The organism is Bacillus cihuensis (genome assembly GCF_000504145.1).
GTDB lineage: Bacteria > Bacillota > Bacilli > Bacillales > DSM-1321 > Peribacillus > Peribacillus huizhouensis.
In genome coordinates, this window is record NZ_AYSD01000010.1 from 645,397 (window position 1) to 671,351 (window position 25,955).

General features: G+C 37.4%; 25 protein-coding genes. 13 read left to right on the plus strand and 12 right to left on the minus strand.

From position 1 onward, the window contains the following. Window positions 1–40 precede the first annotated feature (40 nt). Together V179_RS0102865 and V179_RS26935 are read left to right on the plus strand one after the other, a co-directional pair. A complete protein-coding gene (locus V179_RS0102865; protein ID WP_028390188.1) occupies window positions 41–571 on the plus strand; it encodes a GNAT family N-acetyltransferase in 531 nt (176 codons plus the stop codon). A gap of 136 nt (window positions 572–707) precedes the next feature. Beyond that, window positions 708–1,037: a hypothetical protein gene (locus tag V179_RS26935; RefSeq protein ID WP_051404803.1), complete on the plus strand. Its 330-nt coding sequence runs from the start codon at window positions 708–710 to the stop codon at window positions 1,035–1,037. Window positions 1,038–2,067: 1,030 nt separating this feature from the next. On the opposite strand, the gene pcp is transcribed toward V179_RS26935, so the two are convergent. From pcp to V179_RS0102890, 3 genes are read right to left on the minus strand one after another with little or no spacing between them, the layout of a single operon-like run. Beyond that, a complete protein-coding gene (gene pcp / locus V179_RS0102880; RefSeq protein WP_028390189.1) occupies window positions 2,068–2,715 on the minus strand; it encodes a pyroglutamyl-peptidase I in 648 nt (215 codons plus the stop codon). A 2-nt stretch (window positions 2,716–2,717) separates the two neighbouring features. Next, window positions 2,718–3,680, minus strand: a complete 963-nt coding sequence (locus V179_RS0102885) for a DUF979 domain-containing protein (protein WP_028390190.1) — start codon at window positions 3,678–3,680, stop codon at window positions 2,718–2,720. Then, the gene (locus V179_RS0102890) at window positions 3,677–4,366 is read right to left on the minus strand and encodes a DUF969 domain-containing protein (RefSeq protein ID WP_028390191.1); all 690 of its coding nucleotides are present in this window, start codon (window positions 4,364–4,366) and stop codon (window positions 3,677–3,679) included. The genes V179_RS0102885 and V179_RS0102890 overlap by 4 nt, the downstream gene beginning before the upstream one ends. Before the next feature lie 583 nt (window positions 4,367–4,949). On the opposite strand from V179_RS0102890, the gene V179_RS0102895 reads away from it, so the two are divergent. Beyond that, the gene (locus tag V179_RS0102895) at window positions 4,950–5,240 is read left to right on the plus strand and encodes a YhdT family protein (protein WP_200868652.1); all 291 of its coding nucleotides are present in this window, start codon (window positions 4,950–4,952) and stop codon (window positions 5,238–5,240) included. Further along, window positions 5,237–6,694: a sodium/pantothenate symporter gene (gene panF / locus V179_RS0102900; protein ID WP_028390193.1), complete on the plus strand. Its 1,458-nt coding sequence runs from the start codon at window positions 5,237–5,239 to the stop codon at window positions 6,692–6,694. Before V179_RS0102895 ends, panF begins: the two co-directional genes overlap by 4 nt. A gap of 141 nt (window positions 6,695–6,835) precedes the next feature. On the opposite strand, the gene V179_RS0102905 is transcribed toward panF, so the two are convergent. The 6 genes from V179_RS0102905 to V179_RS0102930 all read right to left on the minus strand — a co-directional run bounded on the left by V179_RS0102905 (window position 6,836) and on the right by V179_RS0102930 (window position 13,401). Further along, window positions 6,836–7,531, minus strand: a complete 696-nt coding sequence (locus V179_RS0102905; RefSeq protein WP_028390194.1) for a lysophospholipid acyltransferase family protein — start codon at window positions 7,529–7,531, stop codon at window positions 6,836–6,838. Then, window positions 7,521–8,627, minus strand: a complete 1,107-nt coding sequence (locus tag V179_RS26940) for a glycosyltransferase (RefSeq protein WP_051404804.1) — start codon at window positions 8,625–8,627, stop codon at window positions 7,521–7,523. Before V179_RS26940 ends, V179_RS0102905 begins: the two co-directional genes overlap by 11 nt. Before the next feature lie 520 nt (window positions 8,628–9,147). Continuing rightward, entirely contained in the window at window positions 9,148–9,990 is an 843-nt protein-coding gene (locus tag V179_RS0102915) for a MurR/RpiR family transcriptional regulator (RefSeq protein WP_028390195.1), read from the minus strand. A 305-nt stretch (window positions 9,991–10,295) separates the two neighbouring features. Next, complete coding sequence (locus V179_RS0102920; protein WP_028390196.1) at window positions 10,296–10,985, minus strand: N-acetylmannosamine-6-phosphate 2-epimerase; 690 nt, start codon at window positions 10,983–10,985, stop codon at window positions 10,296–10,298. A gap of 29 nt (window positions 10,986–11,014) precedes the next feature. Next, on the minus strand, window positions 11,015–12,547 hold the full coding sequence (locus V179_RS0102925) for a PTS transporter subunit EIIC (protein WP_028390197.1): 1,533 nt from the start codon (window positions 12,545–12,547) through the stop codon (window positions 11,015–11,017). A gap of 668 nt (window positions 12,548–13,215) precedes the next feature. Continuing rightward, entirely contained in the window at window positions 13,216–13,401 is a 186-nt protein-coding gene (locus tag V179_RS0102930) for a hypothetical protein (protein ID WP_028390198.1), read from the minus strand. 768 nt (window positions 13,402–14,169) lie between these two features. On the opposite strand from V179_RS0102930, the gene nagE reads away from it, so the two are divergent. From nagE to V179_RS0102945, 3 genes are all read left to right on the plus strand, one after another. Continuing rightward, the gene (gene nagE, locus V179_RS0102935; RefSeq protein ID WP_028390199.1) at window positions 14,170–15,648 is read left to right on the plus strand and encodes an N-acetylglucosamine-specific PTS transporter subunit IIBC; all 1,479 of its coding nucleotides are present in this window, start codon (window positions 14,170–14,172) and stop codon (window positions 15,646–15,648) included. A gap of 213 nt (window positions 15,649–15,861) precedes the next feature. After that, window positions 15,862–16,548, plus strand: a complete 687-nt coding sequence (locus V179_RS0102940; protein ID WP_028390200.1) for a phosphoribosylaminoimidazolesuccinocarboxamide synthase — start codon at window positions 15,862–15,864, stop codon at window positions 16,546–16,548. Window positions 16,549–16,771: 223 nt separating this feature from the next. Beyond that, complete coding sequence (locus V179_RS0102945; RefSeq protein ID WP_028390201.1) at window positions 16,772–17,224, plus strand: nucleoside deaminase; 453 nt, start codon at window positions 16,772–16,774, stop codon at window positions 17,222–17,224. Window positions 17,225–17,630: 406 nt separating this feature from the next. Here V179_RS0102945 and V179_RS0102950 read toward each other — a convergent pair whose 3' ends face one another. Together V179_RS0102950 and V179_RS0102955 are read right to left on the minus strand one after the other, a co-directional pair. Next, a complete protein-coding gene (locus V179_RS0102950; protein WP_028390202.1) occupies window positions 17,631–18,545 on the minus strand; it encodes a DsbA family protein in 915 nt (304 codons plus the stop codon). A gap of 18 nt (window positions 18,546–18,563) precedes the next feature. Beyond that, window positions 18,564–18,878 carry a winged helix-turn-helix transcriptional regulator gene (locus tag V179_RS0102955; RefSeq protein ID WP_028390203.1) on the minus strand — a complete coding sequence of 105 codons (315 nt, stop codon included), beginning with the start codon at window positions 18,876–18,878 and terminating at the stop codon, window positions 18,564–18,566. Window positions 18,879–19,355: 477 nt separating this feature from the next. Between V179_RS0102955 and V179_RS0102960 the strand changes: the two genes are divergently transcribed. Together V179_RS0102960 and V179_RS0102965 are read left to right on the plus strand one after the other, a co-directional pair. Continuing rightward, entirely contained in the window at window positions 19,356–19,535 is a 180-nt protein-coding gene (locus tag V179_RS0102960) for a hypothetical protein (protein WP_028390204.1), read from the plus strand. A gap of 169 nt (window positions 19,536–19,704) precedes the next feature. Next, window positions 19,705–20,268 (plus strand): tyrosine-type recombinase/integrase, encoded by a 564-nt coding sequence (locus tag V179_RS0102965; protein WP_028390205.1) that lies wholly within the window; start codon window positions 19,705–19,707, stop codon window positions 20,266–20,268. 85 nt (window positions 20,269–20,353) lie between these two features. Here the strand turns inward: V179_RS0102965 and V179_RS0102970 are convergent, their stop codons facing one another. Further along, window positions 20,354–21,040, minus strand: coding sequence for a universal stress protein (locus tag V179_RS0102970; protein WP_028390206.1), 687 nt, complete (start codon window positions 21,038–21,040; stop codon window positions 20,354–20,356). 217 nt (window positions 21,041–21,257) lie between these two features. Between V179_RS0102970 and V179_RS0102975 the strand changes: the two genes are divergently transcribed. From V179_RS0102975 to V179_RS0102990, 4 genes are read left to right on the plus strand one after another with little or no spacing between them, the layout of a single operon-like run. Then, entirely contained in the window at window positions 21,258–23,663 is a 2,406-nt protein-coding gene (locus tag V179_RS0102975) for a Na+/H+ antiporter subunit A (protein ID WP_028390207.1), read from the plus strand. After that, on the plus strand, window positions 23,660–24,085 hold the full coding sequence (locus V179_RS0102980; RefSeq protein WP_028390208.1) for a Na(+)/H(+) antiporter subunit B: 426 nt from the start codon (window positions 23,660–23,662) through the stop codon (window positions 24,083–24,085). Before V179_RS0102975 ends, V179_RS0102980 begins: the two co-directional genes overlap by 4 nt. Window position 24,086: 1 nt before the next feature. After that, on the plus strand, window positions 24,087–24,425 hold the full coding sequence (locus tag V179_RS0102985) for a Na(+)/H(+) antiporter subunit C (RefSeq protein ID WP_028390209.1): 339 nt from the start codon (window positions 24,087–24,089) through the stop codon (window positions 24,423–24,425). After that, window positions 24,418–25,908 carry a Na+/H+ antiporter subunit D gene (locus V179_RS0102990; RefSeq protein WP_028390210.1) on the plus strand — a complete coding sequence of 497 codons (1,491 nt, stop codon included), beginning with the start codon at window positions 24,418–24,420 and terminating at the stop codon, window positions 25,906–25,908. The genes V179_RS0102985 and V179_RS0102990 overlap by 8 nt, the downstream gene beginning before the upstream one ends. Window positions 25,909–25,955 lie beyond the last annotated feature (47 nt).

Sequence of the window (25,955 nt, forward strand, 5' to 3'; positions counted from 1 at the left end):
GGTAGTTGGATTATATTCTACATATAGAAAGGTGATAAACATGAATTTTACAATTAAACAAGAAACCAGTTCGGATTATCGAGCAGTCGAAACTATGATAAAGTCAGCTTTTGAGCATGCAGAGTATACAGATTATGATGAACACAACCTAGTGGCAAGACTAAGGAAGAGTGGGGCATTTATTCCAGAGCTATCCTTACATGCTGTATTAGAGAATGACATTGTGGGGCATATTTTGTTTACAAAAATCATGATACATAATGGGAAAGAAAAGTATACCTCTCTTGCTCTTGCACCGGTTGCAGTATTACCCAGTTATCAAGGTAAAGGGATTGGTAGCAAACTTATTCTAGAGGGAATAAAACGAGCGAAATCTCTTGGTTTTGAATCTGTGATTGTGCTCGGGCATGAAGAGTATTATCCGCGCTTTGGATTTGTTCCAGCAAGCAAATATAAGATATCGGCACCATTTGAAGTACCAAATGAAGCTTTTATGGCATTGGAACTGAAATCAGGAGCTTTGCATCATGTTACTGGAACCGTAGAATATCCAAAAGAATTTCTTACATGAGTATAGGATTTGAATGAGACAAACTTGATATAGGGGAAGCAAAAAGAACGACTTCATTTAGGAATGTATCCAAGCAAAAATACAAATAATATTTGTACAAATAAACAAACATGATCCGAATTGAAAGGAGGACAATATGAAATTGCATCAAATTATGGAAAATGTAAAATCTACTTTTCAACAAGCAGCTGCGCTTGTGAAATCTACGATTGCAGGATCCTCGACTACGATTCAAGAATTGGCGGACTATGTACTTCATCATTCAGAGACACAACAAGAAAATCGCACTCTTTTGGGCATCACCTATTCGTTTTATCATTTGGAACAAGAGGAGATTCAATATTATTTAGAAATGAGGGGCTCTCATATATTACAGTTGGACGTAGAGACGACTGACAAAAAATTCGTATCCTATCGTTCTTATCGTGATCAAGATCAGTTACATACAAAAATCCTATTGCGTTAAAACGCCACCATTTACTATAAGCGGATTAATCCTATCGAAAGCTACACCCGCCTAATCTCAATGGTGGCGGTGCTTAGCTGGAATTTTGGATACATTCTCGTTAAAATCAGTATACGTGCTAAGTAGTTTGGCTTTATTAGTAAGTCGCGAAGCCCCGGCTCTATGTCCTTTATACGAAAATAAAATTTTCCGAGCCGCTTTTAGGTCAAGTCTAATAACAATAAGCGACCTAATTATCTCTTTTGATTAACCAAGTCGCTTATCTTTTTCATTGAATGATGGGTTTTCCCTTCACTTTATCATTTGGTCTTTCAGTGGTTTCCGTGCGTAATCAACAAATTGATTAAACATATAAGTGAGGTACGAGTTTAATTCAAATCGATCTTCTTGAAAAAAATCAGTCAATCTTTTTGTATTCTCTTTCAATAGAATCACCTCCAACTAACTATTAAACTGCCTTTTTATTATAATTGCCAACCTATGATTCTTTCATACATTTAATGTAAAAAACTAGTGAAGTTTAGGTAATGGTTATGAAGGAAGGAAAAGGGAATGGAGCTACATTATTCTAAGGAGAATGAACGAATATCATAAGTTTGTCTGTAAAAACATATGATAATACATCTGCAGCCTCCACCTCTTTGTAGGAAGTTTGGTATGTAGAATATAGTACCCTGCATACTAGATGTTGGTCTTTAAACACAAATTTATTTAGTCAATTCTTATAAGAATTCTCCTGTATCGGCCCCGCCTTCGCCAAATACAATGATGACCCCGCATGTCATCCGCCTATAAATGATTTTAATAGAAAACGCTTACATTTGCAAAGATTTCTGTAAATCAAATTTCGACATAATGTAAGTGCCACAAATTTGCATGTCTGTACCTTTAAAATCCTGATATTTCATAGATAATAGATTGTCTATGAAAATAAGGTCAAATCGAAAGTTAAGAGTTTTGTCGAAGAAAAAAGATGTCAGCCTAAATAGACGACATCTTTGTATAATTTGGCTCGTTTCAAAATGAGAGTCTAGTGTGTGGTGCCACCAATTTCTCGAATATCATCTTTTTCAGTAGCTGCAATGACTGCTGCTGTTTTGAGCCCACTTACAATAATATCAAGACTTAAACTCGGAGAACCGTTTTCGATCGTTTGCTCGGGAATATATGGAATATGGATAAAGCCGCCACGTATTTGCGGCGCATGATTAGTTAAATAGTGCATTAATCCATAAAATAGATGGTTACAAACGTAAGTCCCGGCAGTATTGGAAACGGAAGCTGGGACGCCATCTTTCCTCATCTGATGAACGATTCGTTTGATCGGCAAAGTTGACCAATATGCAGCTGGCCCATCCTCTGAAATAGGTTCATCGATCGGCTGATTTTTCTGATTATCTGGAATTCGTGCATCATCGACATTAATGGCGATTCGCTCTGGGGTTATTTGCGTACGTCCCCCTGCTTGGCCAACACAAATGACAACATCAGGCTCATGAGTTTTAATCGCTTTGATCGCAGCTTTGATTGATTCATGAAAGACAGTTGGTACTACTTGAGTGACAATCTCAACGTCATCTATGACAATACCTTCTAATTGTTTGACTGCTTCTAGTGCTGGGTTTATTGTATCATTTCCAAATGGTTCGAAGCCGGTTACTAATACCTTTTTTCTCATCATTAAACCTCCCATTTCACAAGTACATACATAAGTACGATATTGAATGCAAGCACTAGTAATGCTGTTGGAATTTGTACACGGATGACATGATTTTTATCCTTCAAATCTAGTAATGCGGCAGGGACGATATTGAAATTTGCTGCCATTGGTGTCATAAGTGTTCCACAATAGCCAGCAAACATAGAGATTGCAGCAATATGATTCGGATTTGCGTCAAATTGAGTAATTAAAAATGGAACAGCAACTCCTGCTGCCATTACTGGAAACGCCGCAAATGCATTTCCCATAATCATTGTAAATAATGCCATACCAATACAGAAGACAAATACAATCATAAATAAGGAGTTTTCAGGAATGATTTTAGTCACGACATCCGAAACAACGGTTCCTACGCCAGATTTTGTAAAAATCGTACCTAATGTTGCTAAAAGTTGTGGCAATAATACAGCCCAGCCGATCGCTTCTAATAATCGGCGAGATTCCTTAATAGCCGTTTGTGGCGTATTTTTTGTCAAGAACATCGCTGCAATAATTGCAATCAAACAGGCTATCCCTAATGCAACTAATGTTGGATTTTTAGGGTCCAATATAAACAATGAATTAATTTTTACTCCTTCAAATCCTTTTGCACCGATTACCGTAATGATAGGAATAAGAAGTGCAGGGAAGAATAACCAGCTACCTAGACGTTTACGCTGTGTTTCTCTTTCTTGTGCCGATGATTCGCCATAACTTCCTTTGCGAAGTCCGCCCATACCAACGACAAGTACCAAGATAATAACCATTAAACCAATATAGAATGGTGGTATAACACTTCCAAATAATAGAGTGATGGAATAGATGAAATAAAACAATCCAGATAAGTGTCGACGAGGATTTGCTTTATCACTAAAAGTGTACAAGGAACAGCATAAGCAAATGATCCCCATTATAATATAAATAAATTCAACGGAAAAAATCATCTTATCACATCCTTTTTAGTTGTTGAGCCTAATGTTCGATCCAGCTTTTTATCAAATAAGCGAAGTCTAATTGAATGAACAATTAAAGCAAAAATCGCTGTAGGGATTCCCCAAAGCGCCATTGAAATCGGATCGGATTCTATCCCATTTTGGTCAAAGAAGCCCTTCATTAATAAAATGGCTCCGACTGCAACAAATATATCTTCGCCGAAAAATAATCCGATATTATCAGCGGCTGCCGCATGTGCGCGAATTTCATCTCGTTCTTTCTCTGGAATTTCGCCATATTTTGCTTTTGCAGCTCCTTCAGCCATCGGTGCAAGTAGAGGACGAACAGTTTGAGGGTGACCACCAATACTTAATAAGCCAAGAGCCGCTCCTATTTCTCGAAATAGTAAATAAATCGTTATAATTCGACCAGCTGTCGCCGCTTTGATTTTCGAAACAAGATGCCCTGCTTGGTTTTGTAACCCACTTCTCTCTAATAAACCAATAACGGGAAGTGTTACGAGTAAAATGGACATATAACGATTCGTTGTAAATGCTTCCCCAAATTGCGTAATAATGTCCACGATAGGTAGACCTGCAATTAAGCCAGTCACCAAACCGGAAACAGTCACGACCACAAGCGGATTTAACCTTATTGCAAAGCCTATAATAATTAAGGCAACACCAATTAATACCATATTAATCACAACTCCTTAGGTGCAAGTTTCATTTTATCTGAAAAATAGCACTTTAATTTAATATAAACGATATTTTATCATAATATTATTTATGAAAGAAAGATATTATTTTTGTAAAATAATTAATGGTTTATCAGAACAAAGGCTGAAAGAGTATGGTTTCTCTTTGGAGTATATTAGTTTAAGCAATTAATAAAGTAATGGAAATACGTTAATATTCATTATGTAGATATTATTTTTAAAAAATGATTCTTATACCTCAAATTAACTGGAGACATTCGAAATAGGAGTAGATATGGTGTTTCTGTTTTTCATATTATGAACATTCTCCTAAAGACATATTTTTACCCATTGCCATTCTTTATAGTCGTCACATTATCACCTTTTCTTCTATCCTCATTTACTTCAGAATACGGCTGAAAAATGATAAAATTGTATTTTGAGTTCAGGGTGTATAAGAAAGCAGCGGAAAACCTTATAAAGTCACATTGAGAATGTGGTACTACCAATCATGTTAACTTGAGAAGTGTCTTTGATTGTACATGTAAGATCTCAATGTGACTATAAAAGATGGAGGATTTATATGAAAGACAAAGAAAAATTGAAAGACAAGCGATATAAAATAGCACATAGGGAAGCAAAAATAGGAGTCGTTCTTGTCGTCATTAATTTTATGTTATGGTTTGGATTTGCTTATGGATTAGGCTCAGGTGATCCAGCCTCTTATAACTATGTGTTCGGTCTACCAGAATGGTTTTTTTACAGTTGTGTCCTAGGTTTTATTGTGATGTTCTTCCTAGTTGTCTATAGTGTGAAATTCCTATTCAAGGAAGTTCCGTTTGAAGAGGAAGAAGAAAGAGGAGATCAAGTATGAACTGGCAGGTTATTATTCCGTTACTTTTATTTTTAGTCGTAATATTTTCTGTTGGTTTTTGGGCAAGTAGATATGTTCGTTCAACAGATTCCTTTCTCCAAGAATATTTCCTAGGTGATAGACAGATGGGTGGCTTTGTATTAGCGATGACGATGATTGCTACATATGGAAGTGCGAGTAGTTTTATCGGTGGCCCAGGAGTGGCCTATACGAAAGGACTAGGGTGGGTCCTTCTTTCGATGGCACAGCTTCCAGCAGGATATTTTGTCTTAATGGTTTTAGGGAAGAAATTTTCGATTATCGCACGAAAATACAAGGCGATTACTTTAATTGATTTTTTGAAGGAAAGGTATAAAAGTAATGCCGTTGTTATTATAGCGGCCGTTAGTATCATTGTGTTTCTATTTTCTTCGATGGCCGCACAATGGGTAGGGGGAGCAAGACTGATTGAATCTTTGACAGGCTTGTCTTATACTACAGCATTGTTTCTTTTTGCTGTTTCAGTTCTCTTCTACGTCATTATTGGTGGTTTTAGAGCTGTCGCTTTAACAGAAACCGTCCAAGGGGTCGTGATGTTATTGGGGACGATTATTTTACTAGTCGCTACTATTAAAGCGGGTGGTGGGATCTCCAATATTATTCAAGAGCTTGTGGCGGAAAATCCAAATCTTGTTTCCCCTTATGGAGCGGAGCGAGATTTAACACCTATTTATGTTTCTTCTTTCTGGATTTTAGTTGGAGTGGGCGTTATTGGCTTACCGCAAATCGCTGTGCGAGCGATGTCCTATAAAAACTCAAGAGGCATGCATCAAGCAATCATCATCGGAACTTTTGTCATTGGAACGATTATGCTTGGTATGCACGTAATCGGTGTTTTTGCAAGGGCGATACTTCCAGGTATTGAGATTGGTGATAAAGTGATGCCGACGCTTACGCTAGAAGTTTTACCGCCATTTTTAGCTGGGCTCGTACTCGCTGCACCAATGGCAGCCATCATGTCGACTGTAAACTCGTTATTAATTTTGATAAGTTCCGCCATTGTGAAGGATCTTTATTTAAATTATCTTAAACCCAATGCGTCGGAAAATCAGGTGAAACGAGCTAGCTTTTGGGTGACGACCTTAATAGGAATTTCGGTGATTCTCTTTGCCTTAAGTCCACCAGACTTGCTCATTTGGCTAAACCTATTCTCTTTCGGTGGGTTAGAATCAGTCTTTTTATGGCCGATTGTTTTTGGACTTTATTGGAGTAAAGGAAATAAATATGGTGCCATTTCATCAATGGGTGTCGGGATGGGATCTTATATTTTATTTGATCGACTCTATCCAAACGCTTTAGGCATGCATACCGTTGTTTTACCTGTTTTATTATCTCTTATCGCATATGTAATCATCAGTAAAATGACTCATAAATATGTACTTTCATCGAATCTTCATCTAGAAACAAATGGATGATTGCAATACAGAGGAATACATGCTGTGGAGGTGTCTCATAAAGGGCCAGACCCCTGTGTATAGAATGCGAGGTCTGACTCTTGAGTTACATCACCATGGCGATTTTTTTAGCAACGAAAGAGAAGAGGACGAACCATCTTGTTATTTCACATCCCCACAATTCTTCGCTAACTGATTCAGCTGACCGTGAATTTTTTGATAGACCATCTTTTTTTCCCCGTTAAAATCTTTCCCGTCCCTGAAATAGATGGGTTGACCAGCAAGGATTGCTTTTTTACTTTTACTGGCGTATAAAGGAACAAAACATAAATGTTGACCTGTGGCTTTATAATAGTATTTTTCTAAGTAAAGGAAACCTTCATACATTGCTTTTGTACGCGAAGACGAGTCACTGTATTCAATATCTGGAAAAATGACGATACTTTCACCTTTTTGTAAAGCAGCAACACTCTGTGTAAAGGTTTGTAGAATTTGTCGAGAACCTCTGTACACAGGGATTCCTTTGCTTGAAGTTAAAAGTTTTGCAATAAGATAGGATAGCGGATACGCACAGATTTTTGCAAGATATCGATTCATCCCGTTTCTTTTTGTAAACGTATAGTTGGCATACTGTGTATAACAGGTAGCTTGATCAAGGAAGACATGTAGAATCCATGCATGCAAACTTTTTGGGAACCATAGCATTGTCACAAATGGACCAAATGTATTTTGATGATGTGAAATATACACTACCGGACCTTTTCGATGATTTGGCATTTGAACATGGTATGTAGGGTAAATCAATCTTACGATAAATTGGATACATCTGAAAAATGTCCCATAAAAATTATCTTTCATTCCGTTCACCGATCATCTGTTTTTTGGTCGTTTCAACCGCTTTAAATACCCAATAAAGTTGAATTTGATGGCTAATCATACCTAGTAAGAGGTCGATGCAAATTTTTGCAAGAATCACATTCATACCCATATAAATGGTAGCAGTAGTTACTAAAATATAGGAAGATAACATGACCCCGATACATAATAGATAATATTTGAAAATTGAATGGGTTAGCTTGTTTTGATTGCTGAAAACAAATGTCCGATTCATATAGAAATTGCTCGAAGAAGAAAGGACTCGAGAAACAAATGTAGCATAAAAAATACGTGCTTCAAGTGGCAATCCAACGAGTATCACACTGTTCAGCAAAATAAAACTGCCAATATCTAATAATCCTGAAAGTATCGTTGAATAACAATAACGGAGAAGTCCAGAGAAAAGTTTGGAAAATATCTTAATTGAATCAAATACAGAGTGATAATGCGAACTGGAATTATTATCAAAATATAAAGTCTGTATCGGAATCTCATTAAATGGGATATTCATCTTTTTAGCATAGATTAACATATTGATCTCATATTCGTAGCGTTCACCTTTAAGCTCCAAAATCCTTGGGAGTTCACTTGTTGGCAATCCTCTTAGTCCTGTTTGTGTATCTTTTAGTTTATATCCATATAAAAATTGAAAGAAAAAACTTGTGGTCCTGTTACCAAGCAAACTTCGGAATGGTACATTGGCTTCACCAAAATCCCGAACCCCTAAAATGATTCCGCTTTCATTAGTTTCTAGTGCTAGAGCGATTTTGCATACATCTTCTACGGCATGCTGCCCATCAGCATCAGCTGTCACTACACCATCTAAATGTTGATACGTTTTAAGAAAATATTCAAATGCAGTCTTTAACGCTCTGCCTTTCCCTTTATTCATATCGTGGGTTAAGACTGTACAATGATCGACCATATTTAATTCAGTGAAAATATACGTAAATTCTTCTTTACTACCGTCATTTACAATAATGATTTCGGCAGCCCCTTCTGCAAATAATCTGTGGACATAATCAATCAAACTGATTGTAGGATTAAGGACAGGAATTATTATGGCGCAATTTTTCATAATAATAATCTCCTTTCCAAGGGATAAAGTGCAAAGTTATAAGGGAATAATCAGCTGCACTTTATAACTACTAATCTTGCATTTAATCTGTATAAAATATGACTCTTGATCATGGTTTATGTTTACTATTGGGGTAATACCATTGATATCTTGAAGAAGACAACTGGGTAGGTGTTAACAGTGGAAGTGGTCCTGCACTATTTTCTGGCCAATCCAACTTTCTGTTCAATTTGTTAATATTACAAAAGTAATTATAGAATAAGGGCATGTACCACAGTACTTTATGCAGAAAAGTTGAGTAAACCATAAAATGGAGGTGTCTCTTAAGGGTTTGACCCATTGCTTTTGGACACCCCAATTTCATAACCAGTCTGACGCAAGGGGACATGATTTAATTGTGATAAAACCGGTGAGCTCACTTTTTGAAAACTGGGGTGGGTGAAATACGCAACTAAAATACGGTAGCCAAGCGCGGGGAATAAATACAAGGTAAAAGATATGAATTCTTGTACTAGAAATATTAATAATTATCGTAAAATGCCTTTAATGTTTTTTCGCGAAAGTGAATTCTATTTTTATAATCCTTTGCAATGAGTTCAGTATAAATTAAATCAAATAGTAAAAAGAACGGTAAGGATGGTGAAATATTCTGCCCCATATACATATTACTTTTATTCATTGAAAGGATTGTTAAGTCAGCTAAATGGGAGAGCTCAGACTCTTTTTCACCAGTAAAGACTAAAATGGCAGCCCCTTGCCGCTTGGCAATGTTAACGGCGCGAATGACTTCTTTTGTTTTTCCGGAGACAGATATTCCAATCACTACGCTTTTTTCTGTACATAGAGCTGCATCCATTACGGCCTGATGTGGGTCGGTAATGGTTTCAACATTTAATCCAATTCTAAAAAACTTAGATTTGAATTCCTGTGCTGTAATTCCTGAATTCCCAATTCCATATACATGGATTTTATCAGCTTGAGTAAGGAAGGAGACGGCTTGTTGGATGTCTAGATATGACACATTTCTGAACGTATTTTCGATAATATCTAAATGGTTTTGATAGAGTTGTGCAAAATAATCCATTTGTTTAATATCAGCTGTTAAGTTCGGTTTATCTCTAAGATCTACATATCTTTTTAGTTCATGTTTAAACTCATTAAAGCCTGAAAATAACATCTTTTGGCAGAATCGTGTGATGGTTGCAGGTGAAATATGTAATCTCTTGGCAATCTGACTGCTAGTAATTTGGCTAATTTCATCAGGATGTTCAATAATATAACGAGCAAGTTCTTCTTCTGTGTTTGTGAATTTATTCATATTGCATTCAATTCCATGCAAGAGGTTATCACCTAAATATTCCATGTTGTTCTCCTATTTGAGAAAGATTTTTTTTTGCCTTTTTATCCCGCATTATCGGAAATTCAAAACCCCCACTGATTGAAGTTTCACTTTATACTATAGGATAACCATTTTATTTGTCTACTATAGATGAACTTAATAAAGGGGGACAAAAAGAAGGGCAGACCTCGCAACGACTAATCCCAGTAAAAGATATGTGTATAAAACACTATTTACTGATTTAGCGTGCGAGGTCTAACCCTTAAGAGACATCCTCTTTATTATAATAGACATTAATCGTACGATTTAGTTAGTGTAAAAACTAGGGACTAGAGCAACGCATCAACAAATCGTTTTGTAATTTGTTGTGGTCGTGTAATAGCTCCACCTACTACTACGGCATGAACATTGATATCTAATACAGAACGGGCAATTTCTGGTGTAGAGACATTTCCTTCTGCAAGAACTTTTGCATGTTTCACTTCTTCTATGATTTGCTTTATGACTGCGTATTGATTGGAGTCAATTTTTAGCCCTTGCGTCTCATCCGTATAGCCATATAATGTTGGTCCAACGATATCGAATCCAAGTTGATCAGCATGAATAGCTTCTTCAACAGTAGAGACATCAGCCATTAGCAACACATTAGGATATTTAGATCTTACTTCATAATAAAATTGATCTAAAGTACTTCCATCAGGTCTAATGCGTGCTGTTGCATCAGTGGCGATAATTTCAGCACCTGTTTCCATTAAAGCATCAATCTCTTTCATTGTCGGGGTGATAAAAACAGGATTATCTCCATAGACTTGCTTGATGATGCCGATAACGGGAAGATCTACTTGTTTCTTGATTTCTAAAATGTCAGCGACCGAGTTTGCGCGAATTCCTTTGGCGCCACCTTCTTTTGCTGCAATAGCCATACGCCCCATAATATGGGAACTGTGTAAAGGTTCTCCCTCTAGAGCCTGACAGGATACGATTAATCCTTTTTTGATTTGATCTAATATCGATTGCATGCTTTACACATCCTTGTTAGCAAAATTCATTAATGTCCCAAGTACTCTTCTACTTCGTTTTTAACAATCGTAACTTGTGGACCATATACAACTTGAATACCATTGCCTTTTTTCACAATGCCTTTTGAACCTGTTTGTTTAATCAAATCATCCTTAACTAAGGATTCATCTTTAACAGTGACACGAAGTCGAGTAGCACAGCAATCTACGACATCAATATTAGCAGTTCCACCTAAACCTTCGACAATTGTTTTTGCGCGGTCCGTTGCTGTTACTTGTTCAACGGCCTGTTCTTCATCTTCACGTCCAAGAACTTTAAAGTTTCTTCTCTTAATAAGGAATTTAAATGTGAAATAATATAAGAAGAACCAAGGAATACCGATTAAAATGACATAAACCCAATTTGTTTTAGCGATACCTTGAAGGATTCCGAATAGTGTAAAGTCAATAAATCCTCCAGAAAAAGTTTGTCCAATTGTAATATTGAAGATATCGGCCATCATAAAGGCTAACCCATCAAACAGAGCATGAACAAAATAGAGAAGTGGAGCAACAAACAAGAAACTAAATTCAAGAGGCTCTGTGATACCAGTTAAAAATGAAGTTAAAGCTGCTGAAAGAAGGATCCCTGCAACGACTTTTTTATTTTTTGGTTTAGCACAATGATAGATAGCAAGAGCCGCTCCAGGAAGACCGAACATCATCGTAATAAAACGACCAGACATAAACCTTGATACGCCTTCATAATACTGTTCGGTGTTCGGGTCAGCTAATTGTGCAAAGAAAATATTTTGCGTCCCGTTCACAATATGCCCGCCAATTTCCATCGTACCACCTAATGCTGTTTGCCAGAATGGTAGGTAGAAAATATGATGTAATCCCATTGGTCCAAGCATACGTAGAATAAAGCCGTAGAAAAATGTTCCAATCGTACCTGTGCTTGTAACTAATGAACCTAATTGATTAATGAAAAGTTGGAAATAAGGCCAAACGATAAATAAAATGGAACCTACGATAATGGATGAAAAAGAAACTACGATCGGGATGAAACGAGATCCGCCGAAAAATCCTAAAACTTGAGGCAACTGAATCTTATTGTATTTATTGTGTAATAATGCGGCCACAATCCCAATGACAATCCCACCAAAAACACCTGTTTCTAATGTTTGGATACCAACTGCCATTCCTTGTCCTGCACCTGCTAAATTATCTTTAGCAAGTTTCCCCGTAATGGAGAGCAAGGCATTGATCGAGCTGTTCATAACAAAATACCCAATCATAGCAGCTAGACCAGCTGTACCTTTATCTGAACGAGCCAGGCCTACTGCAACGCCGACTGCAAAAATAATCGGTAGGTTACCAAAGACGATACTACCTGCCGAGCTCATAATGGTAAAAATGGCTTGAAGCCATGCAATATCTAAAAATGGATAAGCCGAAACCGTATTTGGGTTCGATAGCGCTCCTCCAATACCAAGCAGCAAACCAGCAGCTGGTAAGACAGCAATCGGAAGCATAAATGACTTACCAAACTGTTGAGCTTTCTCAAAAACATTCTTCAAAACTATTACCTCCTTGTGTACGAATCTTGTTGTCTTATGTTTAAGGTATCCCTTATGGGATTATTATATATATGTGAAAAAACGCTTTCAATGAAATGGCTAGAGAAATCAAGCTTTTTCAGTAATTTTCTGATTGATTTGAAAGGTTTTTCAATCGTAAAAACAATACTGATTATTCTAAAGATACTAACGTTGGCTGGGAGGATTTTCTGGGGAATTTAACATAACTGAAAGAATGAATTTTATTTTTTATGAAGGCTCTTTTCGTAAAGATTGCTGTTTTTAGCAAGAAACCAATTCGAACAGATGTTGATTGTAGTGGAAGGTGCGAGACTCCTGCGGGGAAAGCGTGTTGAGGGAGACCCCGCAAGTGCAAAGCACTGAGGAGGCTTCTGAGACCGCCCGCGGAAAGCGAGTACCTGCAACGGAAATCAACCCGGGTTATTAATGTAAAAATGATTGAAAAGCAACAAAGTATGTGAAAACAGCCTTTATGAATGATTTAAACGATTAATGTGATAACGAATGAGATAATTCGGGAGTATCTTAACTACATTTCCAGATTTACGATCCGAAAACAAGATGAGCGTGCCGGAGCAAGCATGTAGTGATCCGGAATCAAGATTTAAAAAGGAGGCTGCACCGTGAATGGGCTAGCCTCATCGCAATTATGAACGCTGAATCATAGAAGTTGCATAGCTTTTCACTAATTTTTGTAGATTTTTATGTCCTTCTCTAACTTTAATAGTCTCCTCAATAATCTTTTGGAAGCCTTCTAAGTCTTTATCGGATGCATTCAATACGGATCTAGTCACACTTTCGGCGATTTGTTGTAAGTTTATTTCGGAACTCAATGACAACGACCACCTTTCCACTTATTTATTATGGCATGTGTTTCTCCACTTTACTTATTTATGGAAAGAGTGTGCAATTTCCTGCAAGGTATTTAATAAATTTATCAACAATTATCATCACATTTCTTAATCGTTAGTGGAATTTCAACAAGACTGTCGGAATTAAAAAGGAAAGTTGCTTCTTCTCCATTCACCTCCTCTGAAAAAAGCTCTAGTGCCCATTTTTAAATTATCATCAGGTTTACTTTACTGGGAACCACTATTAAAAAATCTATAATACGACGAAATAGATAAATATAGAATTTTTACAAATCTTCATAAAAATGGAAGGTTATTTACTGGTGTCGTAGAATTCTATAGCAAAGCAGTTAGATTTAAGGGATATCGGTTTGCCTGCGAAATGTAACTGTTTTTTGTCAAAAGACGAAACGCTATATCATTACCGTGGTTGATAAGTCATATAGTTAAAAAACAAGCTGGTGATAAAATGTTTCATATATGGGTCTCTAAAAGAGAGACATGTCTATGGGGAATATGCCGTTGGATGAAGCAGACTTGTAACGCATCATTTAGTTCTAGCAAACCTTTGAGGAGGTGATCCTAAACCAATAGGCGATGACTGTAAGAGATATGTTTCATACAGTTGATATGAGTAAACTTATTTGTACAAATGCTTAAAGCAATTATTTATTACTATTTATTTTTAGATTGACGTAGTATTTGTTTGCCTTGTCAAAAAGAGAAAATATGGGTAGGGGGTTTATCAATATGACGAAATATTTACAGAAAATTGGTCGTTCATTGATGCTGCCAGTCGCCGTATTACCAGCCGCAGCTATTTTACTCGGAATAGGCTATTGGATTGATCCATCTCCATCTGGCTGGGGAGCTGGAAGTCCGATAGCAGCTTTCTTAATTAAAGCTGGAGCTTCAATTATTGACAATATGGCGATCCTTTTTGCAGTAGGCGTAGCGTTAGGGATGTCAAAGGACAGAGATGGATCAGCAGCGTTAAGCGGATTGGTGGCCTATCTTGTCGTTACAACTTTACTTTCTATAGATTCAGTAGCTATGCTACAAGGGATTGATCCGGGAAACGTAAACGCTGCATTTGATAAAATAGAAAATGTCTTTGTCGGTATTATTTCTGGGCTAATTGCTGCAAACATGTACAATCGATTTAGTAAGGTGGAACTGCCGGATGCGCTCGCCTTCTTTAGTGGGAAACGACTGGTTCCTATCATGTCAGCTGTCGCCATGTTATTCGTTTCCCTCGTATTGTACTTCGTATGGCCAGTTATCTATTCAGCCCTCGTCCATTTTGGTGAAGCAATAAGTGGACTCGGTGTTATTGGTGCAGGTTTATATGGTTTCTTCAATCGACTCTTGATTCCAACAGGCTTACACCATGCATTAAACTCCGTATTTTGGTTTGATGTAGCTGGAATCAATGATATCGGTAACTTCTGGGCAGGTACGGGAGAAAAAGGTGTTACTGGCATGTATCAAGCTGGCTTTTTCCCAATCATGATGTTTGGCTTACCAGCAGCGGCCCTCGCCATGTATCATTCTGCGAAATCAAAAAGGAAAAAACAAGTGGCTGCATTAATGCTAGCAGCAGCTTTTGCTTCATTTTTTACAGGGGTGACAGAACCTCTCGAATTCGCATTCATGTTTGTCGCACCTGCCCTTTATGTTGTTCATGCCTTATTAACAGGTATTTCTTTAGCGATTGCAGCAACTTTCCAATGGACAGCAGGATTTGGTTTTAGTGCGGGGTTTATTGACTATTTTTTAAGTTCAAAACTGCCATTAGCTAATCAACCCTATATGTTACTTGTTCAAGGGCTTGTTTTTGCTTTCCTGTACTATTGCTTATTCCGAATTTTGATTGCTAAATTTAACTTACTAACTCCAGGAAGAGAAGAAGTTGAATGGGAAGAAGTGAAAGCTGGCGGAGCAGAAGCCGCGGCGAGCTCTCAATCTGTGACTGTAGGCAATAAACATGCAGTGATGGCAGCTACGATTTATGAAGGTTTAGGTGGAGACGCTAATGTAACATCTGTTGATAATTGTACAACTCGCTTAAGAATTGAAGTGAAGAACATGAATGACGTTAATCAAAAAGTGATTAAAGCTACAGGTGTGCCAGGAATTAATATTGTTGGTCCACAAAGCATTCAAGTCATTGTTGGAACCCAAGTACAATTCGTAGCAGATGAAATCATAAAGCTTCGAAATAAATGATTATCGTAAATAATTAGTAGAAAGGGTCTGACCCCACAATCAATACATCGTTTATCGTGTCTTATATACAATAAACGATGTATTGTAGATGTGGAGTCTGGCCCTTTCGGTTTGAGTTATCCTTAATAGGAAAATGAGAAATTGATTTTTCAGAAAAATACAGATACTATTATAAGCATATAATGATTTTACATATGGGAGAGGATTTTTCTAATGAAGTCGATTTATACAGGGAAAACGAAGGATGTTTATGCACTTGAAAACGGTAATTATTTATTAAAATTTAAAGATGATGTAACTGGGGAAAATGGTGTCTTTGATCCAGGAGCTAATACAGTCGGCTTAACGCTTGAAGGTGCGGGTAGAGCAGGTCTCAGTTTAACGAAGTACTTTTTTGAAATATTAAAAGAAAAAGAGATTCCTACACATTATATTGACGCCAATATTGAAGAAGCGACAATGACAGTGAAGCCGGCAACTGTTTTTGGCAAAGGACTTGAAGTAATCTGCCGTTACAAGGCAGTTGGAAGTTTTCTCCGTCGCTATGGGATGTATGCAGAAGAAGGGCAACCATTAGACGCATTTGTAGAAGTCACTTTGAAAGATGATGAACGTCAAGACCCACCGATTAGCGAGGATGCACTTGATATGCTTGGTATTTTAACAAAAGCAGAATATACCGTATTAAAAGATCTTACGAAACAGATCGGTAACGTTGTAAAAAATGAATTAGCGAAAAAAGATATCGAATTATATGATATTAAATTTGAATTTGGTAGAGTCGGCGAAGATAAGGAAATTGCCCTAATCGATGAAATCTCAGGAGGAAACATGAGAGCTTATAAAAATGGCAGCTATATCGAACCGCTAGAACTAGAGAAATTGATGTTGGAAGTTTGAGTTGTCCCATATTAACGGGCAGTAAACCCCCACTGATTGAAGTTTCACTTTATATATAGTCATTTTAATGGACGATTTAGATTTGCCTATCGGTACTTGATCATTAATACAGATTCATCAAAAACAACCAGATCTTGATCGCCTGTATAGGACTAAGATTGAGGTTGTTTTTTCAATATAAAATAATTTGCTTAATAAATTGTATATTAATGGAGGTATTAATGTGGATAAATTCATGGAACGAGCAGTAGAACTAGCAGTAGAAAATGTTCGTTGTGGTGGACAACCTTTTGGTGCAGTACTTGTGAAAAATAACAACATTGTAGCTGAAGGCGTGAACGAACTACATAAAACATATGATATAAGCGGTCATGCAGAATTACTTGCTATCCGGCGTGCGCAAGAGCATGTACAAACGAACGATTTATCAGGTTATACGATGTATGCAAGTGGGGAGCCTTGTCCAATGTGTTTATCAGCCATGTACTTTGTTGGAATCGAAAAGGTCTATTACTGTGCGTCAGTTGAGAATGCGGTTGAAGTGGGATTAGGGAAATCAAAAGCTATATATGAGGATTTACAAAAAACAAAAGCCGAACGCACTCTTGCGATGATACAATTGCCATTGAAAGAAGGGCAAGAAAATCCAATGAAGCTTTGGAAAGAGCAATCATGACTTTGGAAAAATGCGATTTTTGCTGAAAGATTCAGATTCAATCCTTTTTATAAAAGGCTCTTTTCGTAAAGATTGTTGTTTTTAGCAAGAAACCAATTCGAACAGATGTTGATTGTAGTGGAAGGTGCGAGACTCCTGCGGGAAAAGCGTGTTGAGGGAGACCCCGCAAGTGCAAAGCACTGAGGAGGCTTCTGAGACCGCCCGCGGAAAGCGAGTACCTGCAACGGAAATCAACCCGGGTTATTAGTGTAAAAATGATTGAAAAGCAACAAAGTATGTGAAAACAGCCTTATAAAAAAATGAATAGAAAGAGGAGGGGGGTTCTATACGAGACCCCCCAAGCTCTTTCTAGTTGTTCGCTAATCGAGGCTGCTACTAGTCGAACATCCTACTAAATTTGCCAACTTCATCTTTTTTCAATATAAACTTCTCCGAGAATTTCTTTACTTTCATAATCAACAGCTGAAAGTTCTGTTTGTAAAAAAGAGTTTACTTCGCTTTTTTCGACATTATATAGAACTTCTATTTCTTTTGAGAACAAGAGTCCTTCTTTTTCAAGAGTTTTGGCTAATTTGGGAACGCTCTGTGCTTGAGGCTGTTTCGCAAGTACTTGTTCTAGTCCATTTACATAGAACTCAAGTGGGCGTGCACCGACGATTTTTACACCTTTATTCTCCTCGTTTACCATGATGATTGTTGGGAATCCACGTACGCCAAGACTTCTAGCAAGGGCAAAGTCCTGATCTAAAAGTTGCTGTCCAACAGGTAGTTCTGCTTCTTTCACGATAGACTCTCCGTCAAGTCCCATTTGATTAACGAGATCAATCAAGGTTTGTTCTTCACCGATATTTTGATTAAAGGCGAAAACAGCTTCTCTTGCGCGACGTAAAAATGTTTTAGCTAGGTTCTCATCTTTTTGTTGAATGATTTTAAATACACGAGACGGTGGATAGGATGATTGAATCGGATTCGTAAGGAATAATGAACCATCAATCGGCATACGAGAATGTTCGCCAACTTCTCTCCAATGTCCGGCTACATCTGCAGGACCGCCAATCCCATTCGCTACGTCTGCGAAGCCATCCCAGCTTTCCAGTAGTCCGCCCATTACAGTGTGGATTTTAATATAATGCCCATATTGCTCTTCAAATTTTCGCAAAACTGGCTCCAGTGCCCAGCAATGTGAGCAGATAGGGTCTGTCACATAATAAAGGTTAATCACTTCTTGAGGCTGGTTCAAATCAATAGTTTCCATTGCGTCTTCTCCTGGGTCACCACATACTCCTGTTTCTAAATCACAAACCATATTATTTTTTTGCATTTTATTCTCCTCTTTTCTTTATTGTTTTTTATACTGTTGGGCCCACTCTTGGATCGGCACGAGGGCAGCTGTTAAGGCACGGCCTTTTTCTGTTAACTCATACGAAATGCTGACGGATGAGCCAGTTTTCACTTTTTTTTCAATTAATTCATACTCGATAAGCTCTGATAGTTTTTGGGAAAGAGCTCTAGGCGTAATATCGGTAAGATCCCTTTTTATGTCTGAAAAATGGGCTGTGCCATTTGGACAAAGGGATAGGTAATGGATAATTAAACCGTTCCATTTCTTACCTAATATTTGCATTGAAAACTCTAAATAAGGACAAATATTAATCGAAATCACCTTCTTTGTATATTAAGTATATCAAGTATAAAAAATATATCAAGTGGTTTTTGCTAAATCCTGTATCACGTTAAATGGGATAAAAAAAGCCAACCATTCAACCAAATGAAAGTCAGCTTTACTTTGATATTATTATTTAGTTTAGATATTTCATTCATATTGCTTTGAGGGAGGATGGTAATTCCCATATTAAATGAAACTAACTCGAGGAAAAGCAACAAGAACAAGTTATATGGAGTGAAAAACGATTCTATATAGCTTTGTTTGTCACATGCTTTTCCAACAATCCAACAATCCAACAATGCTCCTGCGTATATAGTTTGTCGGATTAATAGTCAGTATTAAAGGCTCAGGTATATCGACTAATGCTACTAATCTACGAAAGTGATAGCCATCAAACCTTAATTTTTAGGTCTTCTTTTTATGAAATGAAAATAAGATATATAAATAGAAGAGGGAAGGGTGAGTATGATGGAAGAAGAAAAAAAGCTTGATCTTGATCGTAAGTTAGATGAAGTGATTAAGAGATTAGACCAAATGGAAAAGCATAACCAAAATCAGAATCATGGGAGAACGTTTGGACATAATGTGTGGGTACTTGTACCGATTGTCGCGATTGTTATGTGGGGGCTACAGCGGATATTATGAAACCTAGAGAAACATCCAGTTTTGCAATATTTTTTTAAAAATTCATAAGCCCATTTAATAAAGGAGCTGGAAATGGCTTCTTTTTTTTTGTTTTTTTGGAGGTTTTCAAATTTGTAATGTTACTTAGTTTTTGATAACATATTATTATGTAACATTAGGAGGACGTCTAATGGAGTATGTCGATCCAATTAAAGACATTGAAAATATTATTGCCATGAAAGAAATTTTAGAAAAGCAATCTAAGCGGGATCTATTACTATTTGTGTTTGGGATTAATACAGGAATTAGAATTAGTGATTTACTTTCGCTTAAAGTAGATGATATTTGGGATGGGATAAAGATAAAAGAATTTCTTTGTATCCGTGATGATAAGAATGATGAAAAGAAGGCATATTATATAAATAATAGTGTGAAAAATGCCTTGAGTAATTATTTGGAAAGTTTAGAATTTTCGAGTGGTGATTATCTTTTTAAGTCAAAAAAGAATGCACAGCCGATCACACGACAGCAGGCGTATCGCATCATAAATCACGCAGCGAAAGAAGTGGGGATCACAGGGAAAATCGGTACACATACTCTTAGAAAAACCTTCGGATATCATGCGTATCGCAAAGGAATCGCGATCTCCATTTTGATGTCGATTTATCATCACCATTCACCTGCAGAAACCTTACGTTATTTAGGAATTGAAAAATCTGAAGAACAACTGATAAAGGTGGATGTTAATCTGTAAAAGGTTTAGGTCGAAGACTGGTGACTCATCTTATTTGATGACAAAAAACCTCCACAAGATTCATCATGCGGAGGTTTGTAAATCGTTATTGTTGATCGTCATACGTCTCGAGTGTCATGTCAACATTCGTTAAATCATGGATGAGATCATCTGTAACATGAACTTGTAGAGTTTCTTTGTTTTTCATGAATTTGAAAATGCCATTATTGAAATCTGTGCCGTGTTCTTTGAAGAAAATCCCTTCAAAATCAACATCTTTTGTATGGATAAAGGTAACCCGGTAGTGGTCTCCCTCTTTCACAAGGTATGCACGGACCCCTTTCTCAAATTGGCCCTCTTCGTCTTTAAGAGAACGAGCAACTGAGATGATATGAAGATCGATAAATGGAATTTCACGTAATAACGAATTTATTACGGATCCCCTTGCAATTTGTTCCCAACGACTTTGGGCTGTTTGACCGAGAATAATTTGTGTAATATGTTTTTCCCTCGCTATGTCAGCAATTACTTTTGTAACAGGTCGTTTTTCATTGTCTCTAATGATAAATTCTTCGGCGTTATGTTGATCGGCTAATTGTTTCCATCTCTCGATATAAAATGATTTTTCTGCATCTAGTTCATCAAATGGTTTTGGATCGATGGTTAAGATATAGAGTGGGCAATCAAGCATGTTTGCAATTTTACAGCCGCGTTGAATGAGGCGTTCTCCGTTTGGTCCATAATAAACGCAGACAAGGATACTTTCATCCATACGCCCTTTCATTTTCTTCATTTTTAAGTTCACCTCGAGTTGATGTGAATGTAACAGGATTTTACATTCCGTTAAACTATGTATGACTATAGCTTATGCTTCATCAACAGTCAATCAAATAGAGAAAGTTCCATAAATGCCTATAAAAGAAAGTGCGATGAACAGCTTATAATGCCTTTTAAACCATATGTTTAAGGCTTCATTATATTCACATTTTTTATAAAAGGAGGGGGATTGATTGAATTGGTTACCCATTATGATATTAATTCCATTTTTATTTGCGCTATTCGTACCACTCATCTATAAACGTTTGGCACCACGAATTCATACGGGTTGGTTTGTATTTTTTGTCCCGCTTACATTATTCATCTATCTGTTACGATTTATCCCCGCTATTTCTAAGGGAGAGACTGTTCATATCACGTTACCTTGGATTCCTTCTGTAGGTATCAATTACAGTACTTATTTGGATGGATTAGGGCTCATTTTTGGCCTTCTCATTACAGGAGTCGGCACGCTTGTTATACTATACTCCATTTATTACATGTCAAAACATCGCGAAGCACTTCATAACTTCTATGTATATTTGCTTTTATTTATGGGGGCGATGCTCGGACTTGTCTTCTCCGATAACATTCTAGTCTTATATGTATTTTGGGAATTGACAAGTATTTCCTCGTTTTTATTAATTGCGTACTGGTCACAACGAAAAAAATCCCGTCAAGGTGCTCTAAAATCGATGCTTATTACTATATTTGGCGGTCTTGCGATGCTTGCAGGGTTTATTATGCTGTCCATGATGACAAATACGTATAGCATTCGTGAAATGTTAACCGCAATTGATGGCATTACTACGAATTTATTATTTCTTCCAGCTATGATTTTAATTTTACTAGGAGCTTTCACAAAATCTGCTCAATTTCCATTTAGTACTTGGTTACCGGATGCGATGGAAGCACCGACACCGATTAGTGCCTATTTGCATTCAGCTACAATGGTGAAAGCTGGCATTTATTTAGTTGCCCGATTTACACCTGTTTTTGGTGGTAGCTCGGAATGGTTTTGGATGGTTTCAGGAGTCGGAACAATTACATTACTATATGGCTCTGTAAATGCGGTAAAACAAACGGATTTGAAAGCTTTATTGGCCTATTCGACGATTAGTCAATTAGGTTTAATCATGAGCTTACTTGGTTTAGGGTCCTCCGCGATGTATTTTGGATATGGCGATGAGTCAACCATGTATGCAGTGGCTGTATTAGCAGCCGTTTTTCACCTACTTAACCACTCTACCTTTAAAGGAAGTCTGTTTATGGTCGTTGGTATTATTGACCATGAAACAGGAACTCGTGACATTCGTAAATTAGGCGGTTTAATGAATCTCATGCCAATTTCTTTCACGATTACAATTATAGGTAGTTTTTCCATGGCAGGTCTGCCTCCGTTTAACGGTTTTTTGAGCAAAGAAATGTTTTTTACAGCCGTATTACAGGCAGCGAATCTGAATGTATTTAATATGGAGACTTTCGGAATGTTATTTCCAGTTATTGCGTGGGTAGCTAGTGTTTTCACGTTTATATATTGTATGATTCTCGTATTTAAGACGTTTACAGGAAAGTATCAACCAAAAAGGTTGGAAAAAGAAGCGCATGAAGCTCCAATTGGGATGTTGATTCCACCTATCATATTAGCTTCTCTTGTTATAGCTATTTTCTTTTTTCCAAATGTAGTTTCAAAATACCTGCTCTTTCCTGCTGTCGACGCAATTTTGCCAGCTTTTGCTCAAAATGAAGGAGTTCATGTGAAAATTAGTGCTTGGCATGGTTGGAATACAGAGTTATTTATGACAATTGGGGTTGTAGTCTTAGGTGTATTCATGTTCCGCCTTTTGAAAAAGTGGATCAGAATCTATGGTGTTATCCCTCAGGCACTGACATTAGATCATCTCTATAATCAGGGTCTTGAGAAAATCGAATCTATTTCATATCGATTGACGAACCGTTATATGACTGACTCTATCCGTGACTATTTAGTCTATATATTCACGTTTATGGTGCTTTTGGTGGGCGGGGCTATTTGGCTGTTAAATGGCATATCCTTTGATTCTTCAAATGATGCGCCGATTAGTATGTATGATGCTGGATTAGTGGCTGGGATCATCATTACTGCATGTACTGTACTTTTTTCAAAATCAAGGATTACTTCCTTGATTGCAGTTGGCTCCCTCGGTTATCTGGTATCCATGCTTTTTGTTATTTTCCGTGCGCCGGATTTAGCTCTTACTCAATTGGTCGTTGAAACAGTGACAACCGCTTTGTTTTTATTATGTTTCTATCATCTACCAGAACTCAGCAAGAATATCGGTCGAATGCGATTCAAAGCGACGAACCTCATTATTTCTATTGGAGTAGGTATGGTTGTAACAATTCTAGCGTTGTCTGCCAATGGAAATCGTCTTTTTGATCCAATATCAAGCTATTTTGAGGACTCGTATGAACTTGCTGGTGCTAGAAACATCGTAAACGCAATCCTGGTTGATTTTCGTGGCTTTGACACAATGTTAGAAATTTCTGTTCTATGTATCGCTGGTCTAGGGGTTTACACTTTAATAAAGCTTCGATTAACAGGGAGGGATAAGGAATGAAGAAGCCGAATGATGTTATCTTACATTCTGTTACAAAAGTGGCTGTCGTGATTATCCTGACATTCTCTATTGATCTTTTCTTTGCCGGTCATCATGACCCTGGCGGAGGATTTATAGGAGGTCTTGGTTTTGCTTCGGCCCTAACCCTACTATTTCTTTCATTTAATATTGAATGGGTTCGTGAAAACATTCCTATCGATTTTAAGGTGGTTACAGCAAGTGGAGTCTTAATTGCTGTACTTACTGGTTTAGGCAGTTTGATTTTTGATGCCCCGTTTCTAAGTCAAACTTTCGATTATTTCAATCTGCCTATTTTCGGGAAGACTGAACTCGCCACCGCCGTTATTTTTGATTTTGGAGTCGCGTTAGCTGTCATCGGAACGGCTGTCACGATTATCCTGAGTATTGCGGAGGATCGATAAGATGGAAACATTAATGTCTATCCTCGTTGGACTATTATTTTCAATAGGTACGTATTTAATTTTGTCAAAAACTTTGTTAAGGATCGTATTAGGAGCATCTATTATCAGTCATGGGGTCAATCTACTCATTCTTACGATGGGCGGACTAAAGAAAGGGGGACTCCCGCTATTAGGTGAGAATAACCTTTCTTATACAGATGCTTTACCCCAAGCGTTAATACTAACAGCAATCGTCATTAATTTTGCAGTGACTGCGCTGTTTTTAGTGATATGTTATCGCACATATCAAGTTGTGGGTATCGATGATTCGGAGCAATTGAGAGGTAATGAAGATGAATAATGTTGTACTACTGCCAATTATTATCCCGTTAATTGCTGGGATGATTATGATTATCTTACGGAAAAATATCCGGTTTCAACGGGCTTTTAGTATCTTTGCCATATTAGCAACCGGAGCGGTATCTGTTTTTCTGATGACGCAAATTAGAACGAAGGGGATTCAAACCCTTCAGTTAGGTGGATGGCAGGCGCCTTTTGGGATAAGCATGGTGGCAGATATGTTTTCCGCCTTGCTTCTTCTCACAACAAGTGTCGTCTCATTCTGCTGTTTATTATTTGCTTTCCGTTCCATTGGGAAAGAACGAGAAGCGTCATATTTTTACCCGATGTTTTTATTTCTCATTACTGGCGTTAATGGATCCTTTTTGACTGGCGATCTATTTAACTTATACGTTTGTTTTGAGGTTATGTTGATTTCGTCTTATGTTCTAATTTCCTTAGGGGGAACGAAGAAACAGTTACGGGAGTCGGTTAAATATGTCCTGACAAATATCGTTTCTTCCTTTCTTTTTCTCGTGGCAATTGCGTATTTATATGCGATGACAGGGACTTTGAACCTTGCTCATTTGTCTGTTCGAATTGCAGAGGTAGGGCAAGATGGGCTTATGACAACCGTTGCTATTTTATTTTTAATAGTATTTAGCATGAAAGCTGCCCTTTTTCTATTCTTTTGGCTGCCGAGCTCTTATAGTGCGCCGCCAACTGCCATCGCTGCTCTTTTTGCAGGGTTATTAACAAAAGTAGGGATATATGCCTTATTTCGTATGTTCACGCTTGTCTTTTATCATGAGCCGCAAATCACTCATTTAATTATTGGTGTTTTGGGTGGATTAACGATGCTGTTAGGAGCCATCGGAGCCATTGCTTATGGGGATATTAAAAAAATCCTTACGTACAACGTCATGGTTGGGGTAGGTTTTATTATGGCAGGTTTGGCATCTTTTACGCAAGTAGCAATGACCGGCTCCATTTACTATTTGATTCATGACATGATTATTAAAGCCCTCATCTTCCTTATTGGCGGAACAATGATTCATCTTACAGGAACGAGTAAGCTCAAAGAAATCAGTGGACTTATCGGCACACATCCATATTTAGGATGGATGTTCTTTATCGCCGCACTATCACTTTCTGGGATTCCACCATTGAGTGGTTTTCTTGGCAAAGTTTTTATTACGCAAGGGACGTTTGAAACAGGATACTATTGGCTTGGTGCAATTGGTCTCATCACGAGTTTAATGGTTTTGTTTTCTATCATGAAAATCTTTATGAACGGCTTTTGGGGTGAAACGTACTTAAGTGAAGATATGGAAAAAGGGACAACTAAAGGCTTGATGTTCCCTATTGGTTTTCTAACGGTTGCAACCATTGTTCTAGGAGTAGGGGCAGAGGGTATTATTGAATACGTAAATCTTGCAACTGAAAGTTTGATGAATCCGAAATATTATATTGAAGCGGTATTTCAGGGGAATATAATGCCTTAAGAAAAGTCCGTTATTGCTTAGGAAAAGGGTTCGAAAACAAGATATAT